Source organism: Nocardia farcinica, from assembly GCF_029867845.1.
GTDB lineage: Bacteria > Actinomycetota > Actinomycetes > Mycobacteriales > Mycobacteriaceae > Nocardia > Nocardia farcinica_A.
In genome coordinates, this window is record NZ_JARWRU010000146.1 from 1 (window position 1) to 9148 (window position 9148).

Annotated in this window: 9 protein-coding genes; 6 read left to right on the plus strand and 3 right to left on the minus strand. The window is 72.2% G+C overall.

Going from position 1 to position 9148, the window contains the following annotated elements; genetic code table 11:
- The 3 genes from QH283_RS02865 to QH283_RS02875 all read left to right on the plus strand — a co-directional run.
- Positions 1–838: ABC transporter permease (locus QH283_RS02865; RefSeq protein ID WP_280501463.1), on the plus strand; the 838-nt coding region annotated here is incomplete at its 5' end.
- Entirely contained in the window at positions 831–2480 is a 1650-nt protein-coding gene (gene nikE, locus QH283_RS02870; protein ID WP_280501464.1) for an ABC transporter ATP-binding protein, read from the plus strand. The genes QH283_RS02865 and nikE, both read left to right, overlap by 8 nt.
- 61 nt (positions 2481–2541) lie before the next feature.
- On the plus strand, positions 2542–3861 hold the full coding sequence (locus QH283_RS02875) for an acyl-CoA dehydrogenase family protein (protein WP_280501465.1): 1320 nt from the start codon (positions 2542–2544) through the stop codon (positions 3859–3861).
- Positions 3862–3879: 18 nt separating this feature from the next.
- On the opposite strand, the gene QH283_RS02880 is transcribed toward QH283_RS02875, so the two are convergent.
- Together QH283_RS02880 and QH283_RS02885 are read right to left on the minus strand one after the other, a co-directional pair.
- Complete coding sequence (locus tag QH283_RS02880; RefSeq protein ID WP_280501466.1) at positions 3880–4821, minus strand: LysR family transcriptional regulator; 942 nt, start codon at positions 4819–4821, stop codon at positions 3880–3882.
- Positions 4822–5159: 338 nt separating this feature from the next.
- Positions 5160–6341 (minus strand): ATP-binding protein, encoded by a 1182-nt coding sequence (locus tag QH283_RS02885; protein WP_280501467.1) that lies wholly within the window; start codon positions 6339–6341, stop codon positions 5160–5162.
- Positions 6342–6462: 121 nt separating this feature from the next.
- Between QH283_RS02885 and QH283_RS02890 the strand changes: the two genes are divergently transcribed.
- The 3 genes from QH283_RS02890 to QH283_RS02900 all read left to right on the plus strand — a co-directional run bounded on the left by QH283_RS02890 (position 6463) and on the right by QH283_RS02900 (position 8310).
- Positions 6463–6885, plus strand: coding sequence for a hypothetical protein (locus QH283_RS02890; RefSeq protein ID WP_280501468.1), 423 nt, complete (start codon positions 6463–6465; stop codon positions 6883–6885).
- A gap of 430 nt (positions 6886–7315) precedes the next feature.
- Positions 7316–7891, plus strand: a complete 576-nt coding sequence (locus tag QH283_RS02895) for a C40 family peptidase (RefSeq protein ID WP_280501469.1) — start codon at positions 7316–7318, stop codon at positions 7889–7891.
- Between the two features lie 23 nt (positions 7892–7914).
- Positions 7915–8310, plus strand: coding sequence for an RNA-binding S4 domain-containing protein (locus tag QH283_RS02900; RefSeq protein ID WP_280501470.1), 396 nt, complete (start codon positions 7915–7917; stop codon positions 8308–8310).
- A 31-nt stretch (positions 8311–8341) separates the two neighbouring features.
- Here the strand turns inward: QH283_RS02900 and QH283_RS02905 are convergent.
- Positions 8342–9148: beta-ketoacyl reductase (locus QH283_RS02905; protein WP_280501471.1), on the minus strand; the 807-nt coding region annotated here is incomplete at its 5' end.

Genomic DNA, 9148 nt, shown 5'->3' on the forward strand with positions numbered 1-9148 from the left:
CTCGGGGACCGGCGCGGCCTGGGGGACCGCGAGCCGACGGGTCACTCCCGGCGCCGTCGCCGCGGGCGTCGTGCTGGCGGTCATCGCCCTGGCCGCGCTCGCCCCCGGCCTGCTCAGCACCCACGACCCGTTCGAGCCGCACCCGGACCAGGTGCTGCTGGCGCCCTCGGGCAGCTACTGGCTCGGCACCGACTATCTCGGCCGCGACATCTACTCGCGGCTGGTGCACGGCACCGGCATGTCCGTGGTCAGCGCCCTGATCGCGGTGGCGATCGGCCTGGTCGCCGGATCGGCGATCGGGCTCGTCGGCGGACACTGGGCCGACCGGGCGATCGACGTGGTGCTGATGCGCTTCGTCGACACCCTGCTAGCCATCCCCGGCCTGCTGCTGTCCATGGCGATCGTGGTGGCGCTCGGCTTCTCCACGGTGAACGCCGCTGTCGCCGTAGGTGTCTCGGCCATCGCCGTGTTCGCCCGGCTGATGCGCTCGGAGGTGCTGCGCATCAAACGCCTGCCCTATCTGGAGGCCGCCGAACTGGTGGGCGCGCGCGGCCGGGCGCTGCTGCTGTCGCACATCGTGCCCAACGCCTGGTCGAGTGTGCTCGCGCTGTCGGTGCTCCAGTTCGGCGCGGCCATCCTGTCCATCGCGGCGCTGGCCTTCCTCGGCTACGGCGATCCGCCGCCGTCCCCGGAATGGGGTGTGCAGGTCTCCGAGGGCAAGAACTACGTGTTCTCCGCGCCGTGGATGGTCGCTGTGCCGAGCGTCGCGATCGTCGCCACCGTGCTGGCGTTCAACCGCCTGAGCGCCTTCGTCGAGGAGTTGACCAGCCATGACTGATCATGTCGCGCCGCCGCTGCTCACCGTGGAGGGCCTGACCGTGGGCTATCGGGTGCGTGGGCGGGTCCGCCGCACGGTGACCGATGTGTCCTTCACCGTCCCCGACGGCGCCGCGGTGGCCCTGGTCGGTGAATCCGGTTCGGGCAAGTCCACCGTGGCGGGCACCGTGCTGCGCCTCGGCGCGCCCAATGCCGTGGTGCAGGCGGGCACGGTGCGCTATCGCGGCGAGCCGCTGCTCACCCTCGGCGGCCGCGGCCTGCGCGCGCTGCGCGGCAACGAGATCGCCTATGTGCCGCAGGATCCGGCGAACTCGCTGAACCCGGTGCGCACCATAGGCAGCCAGCTCACCGAGACCCTGCGGGTCACCGGCAGCGCGGGCCGCGTGGTGGAACTGCTCGACGCCGTCGGCATCCCGCGTCCCGCCGAGGTGGCGCGCAAGTATCCGCATCAGCTGTCCGGTGGCATGCTCCAGCGCGTCATCCTGGCCTCGGCCATCGCGGCGGGACCGAAACTGCTCGTCGCCGACGAGCCCACCTCCGCGCTCGACGTCACCGTGCAGCGCCGGGTGCTCGACCTGCTCGACCGGTCGCGCGCCGAACTCGGTCTCGGCCTGCTGCTCATCACCCACGATCTCGCCCTGGCCAGGGAACGCTGCGACCACCTGGTCGTGCTCGAGCACGGCCGGGTGCGCGAGGCAGGCCCCGCGGCCGCCGTGCTGCGCGCGCCGCGCAGCGACTACACCCGGCAGCTGCTCTCCGACGTGCCCGCGCTGAACGCGGCCAAGTTCGGCAGGCCGGCGCCGATCGCACCGGCGGCCGCCGCCCGGCCCGCGATCGCGCTGGAGGGCGTCACGAAGGTGTTCGCCCGGCCGGGCGTGGACGGCGGATTCCGCGCGCTCGACGAGGTCACGCTGCGGGCGGCGCGCGGTAGCACCCACGCCATCGTCGGCGAATCCGGTTCCGGCAAGACCACCATCGCCCGCCTGGTTCTCGGTCTGGAACGGGCAAGCGCGGGCCGGGTGCTGTTCGACGGCGTACCGCTCGACCCGGACGACCCGGCCGCGCTGCGCCGCGCCCGCCGTCGCATCCAGCTCGTCCACCAGAACCCCTTCGTCGCGCTCGACCCCCGCTATCCGGCCGCCCGCGCGGTGGCCGAACCACTGCTGCGGCACGGCATCGGCACCAGGGCGAGCCGGGCCGAGCGGGCAAGGGAACTGCTGCACCTGGTCGGCCTGCCGGACCACACCCACGACGTGCCGCCCGCCCGGCTCTCCGGCGGCCAGCGGCAGCGGGTGGCGATCGCGCGGGCGCTGGCGCTCGAGCCGGAGGTGCTGGTGCTCGACGAACCGACCAGCGCCCTGGATGTGACGGTGCAGGCCAGAATCCTGGAACTGGTCGTCGAGCTGCAACAGCGGCTGGGCTCCACCTACCTGCTCATCTCCCACGATCTCGGCGTGGTGCGGCAGGTCGCCGACGAGGTGACCGTGCTCCGCCACGGCGTCGTCGTCGAATCCGGCCCCGCCGACCGCATCCTCGTCGACCCGGCCGACGACTACACCCGCGACCTCGTCGAATCCGTGCCCGGCTGGGCGAGCTCCGACGAGTCGACCCCGCCCGCCGCCCCCGTGCCCGCCGGGCTGTGAACCCGCTGCCCCCGATCCTGTTTCCCGTCCCCGCACCCTGTGACCCCTCGAGGAGATCACCATGTCCACAGCCGAGCAGGCGTCCGCCGCACCCACCGACACGGAACTCCTGGAACGGTTCCGCCCCGTCTTCGAGCGCATCGCCGAGGGCGCCCTCGACCGGGAGACCACTCGCAGGCTGCCGCTGGAGGAGGCCGGCTGGCTGCGCGAGCACGGCTTCGGCGCGCTGCGGGTGCCGCGCGAGTTCGGCGGCGGCGGCGTCACAGTGCGCCAGCTGTTCCTGCTGCTGATCGAACTCGGCGCCGCGGAATCGAATCTGGTGCAGGCGCTGCGGGTGCACTTCCGGTTCACCGAGGACCGGCTGCGCGAGCGCGACACCGAACGCGGTCAGCGCTGGCTGCGGCTGATCGGCGACGGCGCGATCGTCGGCAACGCCAGCAGCGAACGTTCCGGCAACGTCCGGGGGCGCACCGACACCACGCTGCGCGCCGACGGGGAGCGGCTGCTGCTCAACGGCACCAAGTACTACAGCACCGGCAGCCTCTACGCCGACTACATCTCGGTGGCGGTGGCCGACGGCGACGACCGGCGGGTGACCGCGCTGGTGCCCGCCGACGCCGAGGGGGTGCGCCTGCTCGACGACTACTCCGGCTTCGGCCAGCGCATGAGCGCCAGCGGCACCTCGGTGTTCACCGACGTGGTCGTCGATCCGGGCAACGTCATCCCCACCGACCGCGTCTTCGCCGGGCAGCTGGCCATCGGCCAGCTGGTGCACCTGGCGACCCTGGCGGGCATCACCGCCCGTGCCGTGGCAGACATCGCGGGCTTCGTGCGCCGCAGACGCCGCTCCTTCAGTCAGGCGGGCGCCGACCTGCCGCGCGAGGACCCGCAGGTGCAGCAGGTCGTCGGCCGGGTCGACGCCACCGCGCACGCGCTGCGCGAGATCGTGCTCGGCGTGGCGGGCAGACTCGACCGCGCCGCCGACGCCCGCTACGCGCTGCGCACCGCCGATCCCGCGCATCGCACCGAGGCCGCCGAGGCCGCGGTCCACGCGCTGGAACTGGACGCCGAACTCGGCGTCTACCGTGCCCAGAGCGTCGTCGTCGACCTCGCGCTGCGCGCCACCAACGAGATCTTCGAGGTCGGCGGCGCCTCCGCGCTCGACAGCAGCCTGCACCTGGATCGGCACTGGCGCAACGCCCGCACCCTGGCCAGCCACAATCCGGTGATCTACCGCGAGCGCCAGCTCGGCGACCACCTGCTCAACGACAACGAGCCGGTCAGCGCGCCCTCGGTGGGGATCGCGCCGAGCCTGGTCGGCGGGGCGGGCGAGGAGCGATCCACCGACGGCTCCGCGGCGCGGCTCGCCGTGGTGCCCTGAGCCGTCGCCGCGGGCTGTTCAGGAGGCGACTTCGAGCTCGGGGGAGAGCAGTTCCCGTGTGGCCCGCTCGCGCTCCCGAGCCACCTCGCGCAGCGTGCGCAGCACCGACGAGACCGCCGGATTGCCCGCGGCCCCCTCCCGGTGCAGCGCGCTGATCGAGCGCCCGCCCACATCGAGCCCGTCCACGACGAGTGCGCGCAGGCCGTCGGGCACAGAGAGCAGCGGCACCAGTGCCAGCCCGATCCCCGCGGCGGCGAGCTGGCACATGTTGGGCGCGCCGATCACCCGGTGGGTCACCTGCGGGACGAAGCCCGCGCGCTCGCCCAGGCGCACCAGGGCCTCGGCCAGCCCGGTCTCCGGCCTGCCGGTGATCCACGGCTCCTGCTCGGCCGCGCGCGGTCCGAGAGCGCGCAGGTGCCGGTGCAGCCCGGGCGGGGCGAGCACCACCAGCGGGTCGTACAGCAGCTCCTCCGAGCGCAGGCCGCCGGGCGGGGGATCGGCGCGGAAGTCCAGGCGCGAGACCAGCGCGAGATCGATGTCGCCGTGCCGCAGGGCACGCAGCGAGGTGTCGCTGTCGGCCTGGATCACCCGCACCTGTAACTCGGGTCTGGAACTGCTCAGCCGTTGCAGCAGCGGCCCGGCCAGGGTGGCGATGCTGGTCTCGAAGCCGGAGATCGCGATCCGGCCGCCGGCGCGCTGCTGGGTCGCCGCCACCGCGCCCAGCGCCGCGTCCACGTCGCGGATGATGGTGCGGGCGTGCTCGACCAGGATCTCCCCGCTGGCGGTGAGCCGGACATTGCGGCCCGATCGGCGGAACAGCACCGCCCCGACCTCGTCCTCCAGCACGCGCAGCTGGGCGGAGACGGCCGAACTGGTGATGTTGCGGCGATCGGCGACCGCGGTCACAGTGCCCAGTTCCGCCAGATCGCGGAGCAACAACAGACGACGCAGATTCAACATGGGGGCCTTCTTCGAGCGGGGCCGGAAAAAGCGCGCGCCGTTCGGTGGCGAACACTCTTTCTTCAGGTGCGAGCGAAATGGTTGAATTCGAACCGGATAGCCGTAGCGGCTGTTCAGCGACGACACGCGGCACGGAGCGGATTCGATGGCATGAAACCGAGATTCGCACAGAAATCGGTCTCCCACCAGGGTCGATGCGCGCGATGATGACAAACCTTGCGGCCCGCGACGACCGCCGATAATATCCCCGGCCACATTTCCGCGTATCCGAATTTCGCTCGCGGGCCGAGAAAGTCGTCCGGTCCGGCGATCGGTTCTCGGTCGGTGGCCGGTCCCGGTCAGACGCTGCGCAGGTAGCGCCCGAAGTGCGGGACGGTGAAACCGATGGTGCCGCGCTCGGCCGAATAGATCAGCCCCTTCTTGATCAGGCCGTCGCGGGCGGGCGAGAGCGAGGCGGGCTTGCGGCCGAGTTCGGCGGCCACCGCCGAGGTCGCGACCGGCCCGTCGTCGCCGGACAGGTCGGCCATGGCGCGCATGTACTCGCGTTCGGCCGGGGTGGCGCGCTCATAGCGCGAGCCGAAGAAGCCGACCGCGAGCTCCTCCTCGGCCGCGGGCGCGGCGACCTCCACGTCCTCGGCGGTGATCGGGCTCTCCGGCGCCTGGTCCCAGGTGGCCTTGCCGTAGGCCTGGACGAAATAGGGGTAGCCGTCGGCCTTGCGGTAGAGCGTGTCCAGTGCCTCCTGGGTGAATTTCACGTCCTCGCGCTCGGCGGGCGCGATCAGGGCCTGATCGGCGGACTCGCGGTCGAGCCGGTCGATGCGGTGGTAGCTGAACAGCCGCTCGGAGTAGCTCTTGGAGGCCGAGAGCACGGCGGGCAGGTGTGGCAGGCCCGCCCCGACCACGATCAGCGGGGCGGCGTCCTGGCTGAGCTCGTGGCAGGCGCCGCAGATGGCCGAGACGTCGGCGGGGGCCAGGTCCTGCATCTCGTCGATGAAGATCGCCATGCCGACGCCGATGTCGCCCGCCAGCGCCGCGGCCTCCTTCAACAGCTCGACCAGATCGATCTCGATGTCGCCGGAGTCGGCCCGGCCGGAGACCGCGGGCACGTCGATACCGGGCTGCCAGCGGTCACGCATGCCCTTGTCGGCGGTGGCGCGCAGCGCGAAGGCCTTGAGGATGCCGAGGAAGTCGTCGACGCGTTCGGGATTGCGGTGCGCCGTGGCGATCGCCCGCGCGGCCATGTGCAGCGCCGAGGACAGCGGCCGCCGCAGCTCCTGGTCGGGACGCGCCTCGATCTTGCCGGTCCCCCAACCGCGCGAGATCGCGGCGGAGCGAAGCTGATTGAGCAGCACGGTCTTGCCGACCCCGCGCAGCCCGGTGAGCATGACGCTGCGCTCCGGCCTGCCCCGCGCGACCCGCTCCAGCACGATGTCGAAGGCCTGCAACTGCTTGTCGCGCCCGGCCAGTTCGGGCGGGCGCTGGCCGGCGCCGGGTGCATAGGGGTTGCGCACGGGGTCCATGCCCCGACACCGTAGCGCGTGCGCCCAGCGAAATCTTCCGAAGTATTCGGCAAGTCGTAGATTTCGCTATCTTGTCCTTGTCGTCCCCGACACCAGGCACCGCCGCGACGATCGGAGGCCCATGTTCGAGGAGCCCTTCCAGAAGGAAAACGCCTACGCGGAAACCGAATTCGACGACGCCGTACTCGGTGCGGATCAAGGCTTCGGTGCGGATCAAGGCTTCGGTGCGGACCAAGGCTTCGGCGGGGATCGGGGCTTCGGCGAGGAGCCGGGGCCCGCCGACGATCCGGTGCTCGCCCACGCCGCCGAGGTGATCCGCTCCTGGGAGGTGCCTGCGACCGCCCGCAGGGCGAAAGTGATCCAGGCGGCGCTGCTCGGGGCGCTGGAGTACGAGGGCATCGGCCCGGAACTCGTCGCGCCCATGGCCGTCGGGCCGCTGGTGCAGGCGCTGGCCGCGGTGGAGGTCGAACTGGCCGACGCGCGCAGGCGCGTCGAGGAACTGGAGCGGGTGCTGGCCGCGCGGCTGCCAGGGGAGCGTCCGTGACACGCCGGAGCGAGGCGGGGGCGCCCGCCGTGACGCGGTGACGGGTGGCCGGAAATCCCGTTGTGACCCGCCGGATTCACATCATCCACGCGGATCGTGCAGGGACTATTCACAAAGGCGGGAAAACGCGGCCCGCTCCGCTGGACAAGCGTCGTCACGCATCGTAATCTTCTCGTGACTTAGTGGAGGGTGTCGCTTCGCAAGAGGAGGGCGCCACTGGGTCACCTGCCTTATCGGCTGTCGGAGCACTCGTGTTACCGGCTGCCGAGCCGGACCATCGCATCGGGGTGCGGGGCTCGCTTTCGCCCCGGCTCGTCGCGTGAGCCGGTCGGCGGGAGAGCAGGGAAACGATCGGAGACTCAGGTCGGTGGGTAAACACAGCTTGCAGCGGGAATCGCGTGTGCCGAATTCCGTGAAGGGTGCTCTTGTCATGGGTGCGGTCGCCGCCACCGGCGCCATGCCCGCCATCCCGGCGATGGCCGCCACGATCAACATTCCCGGCCTCGGCGAATTCGACGTTCCGGTGCCGGAGGAATTCGAGCAGCCCGTCCAGCAACTCGAGCAGCAGCTCCAGCAGGCCCTGTCCGCGCCGGGTGCGCCGCTGGCCGCCCCGCAGCTGCCGCAGTTCACCATGCCTTCGGCGCCGTTCGTCCAGCAGACGGTCGGTGACATCGCTCTCGACGCCGCCAAGACCAAGGTCGGCGCCATGTACTCTTGGGGTGCGGCCGGTCCGTCCACCTTCGACTGCTCCGGCCTGGTCAAGTGGGCCTACCGCCAGGCGGGCATCGAACTGCCCCGCACCAGCTTCGAGCAGTCGCACGTCGGCGCGCCGGTGGCCTTCGAGGATCTGCGCCCCGGCGACATCGTCGTCACCAACGGCGGCGGCCACGTCGGCCTCTACGCCGGCGACGGCAAGCTGCTCAACGCGGTCCAGTCCGGCCAGCCGGTGTCCTACACCCCGCTGCGCCCCGACATGGTCGTGACCGCCCGCCGCGTCGTGGGCTGACACCAGGGCCCGCACCGGCGCGAATGGCGCAACGCGAACAGCACGCACCGGCACAGGCCAGGGTCGATTCCTGGACGTGGTCGGTGCGGCTGTTCCGTACCCGCTCCGCGGCGGCCGAGGCCTGCCGCGGTGGCCACGTCCGAGTCAACGGGGCCACCGCCAAACCCGCCCAGCCGGTCCGTCCCGGTGACGAGGTGCGCATCCGGGTCGGCGGCCTCGAACGCATCGTCGTCGTGGAGCGGATCGTCACCAAGCGGGTCGGCGCCGCCATCGCCGCGCAGTGCCTGATCGACCGCAGCCCGCCGCCACCGCCCAGGGAACTGCTCGCCGCCATGCCGCGCCGCGACCGCGGCGCGGGACGGCCGACCAAGCGCGAGCGCCGCGAGACCGACCGCCTGCTCGGCCGCGATTCCCGCTGACGCCGAACATTTCGGCGCGCCGCGCTGCCGCCTACTCGCTCGTCTCGCCACCCACCAGCAGGTGCGGCACCCCGCTGCGCAGCGCCTGGGTGAGCACGTGCGCACCGCGCGCCACCCCGGCCTGGTCGGTGTCCGCGATCGCCGAGGCGTGGTCCGGGGAACGGATCTCCCAGCCGACGGCCAGCACCCGTCTTCGCCGCGACCCGGCCGCCAGCGCATCCACCACCGCCGAGGCCGCCGCGTAACCCGCCTGGTTGCGCGCCCCCAGCGCGCCCGCCGCGGAGGAGAACAGCAGCACGAAATCGATCGGGTCGGCCGCGGTGAGTTCGAGCAGATGCCGGGCCGCCGCCGCTTTCGGCGCGAACAGCCGCGCCAGGTGGTCGGGGGTGACGGCGCCGAACGCGGCCGGTTCGAAATCCTCCGCCGCGTGCACCACACCGCGGATGGTCGAGCCGTATTCGCGGATGTCGTCCAGCGCGCTCGCCAGCTCTGCCCGGTCGGACACATCGCAGCGCACCACCACGAACCGGTCCTCCAGCCCGTCCAGCGGACCTGGCACCGGCCGTGGATCGCGGGTAAGCACCACCACGTCGTGGGCGCCCTCGTCGAGCAGCCAGCGCACCGCGACGGCCCCGCGCCTGCCGAGCCCACCGGTCACCACGTAGGTGCCGTCCGGGTCGATCCTCGGCGCGGGGGCGGTGACCGCCCGCGCCTGCCGGAACCGCCGCACAGCCAGCCCGTCCGCGCCCACCCTCAGGTCGCCCGCCCACAACAGATCCTCGCCCGCGTTCGGCGAGTCCTGTTCCGCGCCGGTCGAATCCGCCGCCGTGGTCGCGCC

Excerpts from the sequence above, each read along its gene's own strand:
- QH283_RS02895 (WP_280501469.1), top strand. The coding sequence starts at position 7,316 with ATGGGTGCGGTCGCCGCCACCGGCGCCATGCCCGCCATCCCGGCGATG.
- QH283_RS02885 (WP_280501467.1), bottom strand. The coding sequence starts at position 6,341 with ATGGACCCCGTGCGCAACCCCTATGCACCCGGCGCCGGCCAGCGCCCG.
- QH283_RS02875 (WP_280501465.1), top strand. The coding sequence starts at position 2,542 with ATGTCCACAGCCGAGCAGGCGTCCGCCGCACCCACCGACACGGAACTC.
- QH283_RS02900 (WP_280501470.1), top strand. The coding sequence starts at position 7,915 with ATGGCGCAACGCGAACAGCACGCACCGGCACAGGCCAGGGTCGATTCC.
- QH283_RS02890 (WP_280501468.1), top strand. The coding sequence starts at position 6,463 with ATGTTCGAGGAGCCCTTCCAGAAGGAAAACGCCTACGCGGAAACCGAA.
- QH283_RS02880 (WP_280501466.1), bottom strand. The coding sequence starts at position 4,821 with ATGTTGAATCTGCGTCGTCTGTTGTTGCTCCGCGATCTGGCGGAACTG.
- nikE (WP_280501464.1), top strand. The coding sequence starts at position 831 with ATGACTGATCATGTCGCGCCGCCGCTGCTCACCGTGGAGGGCCTGACC.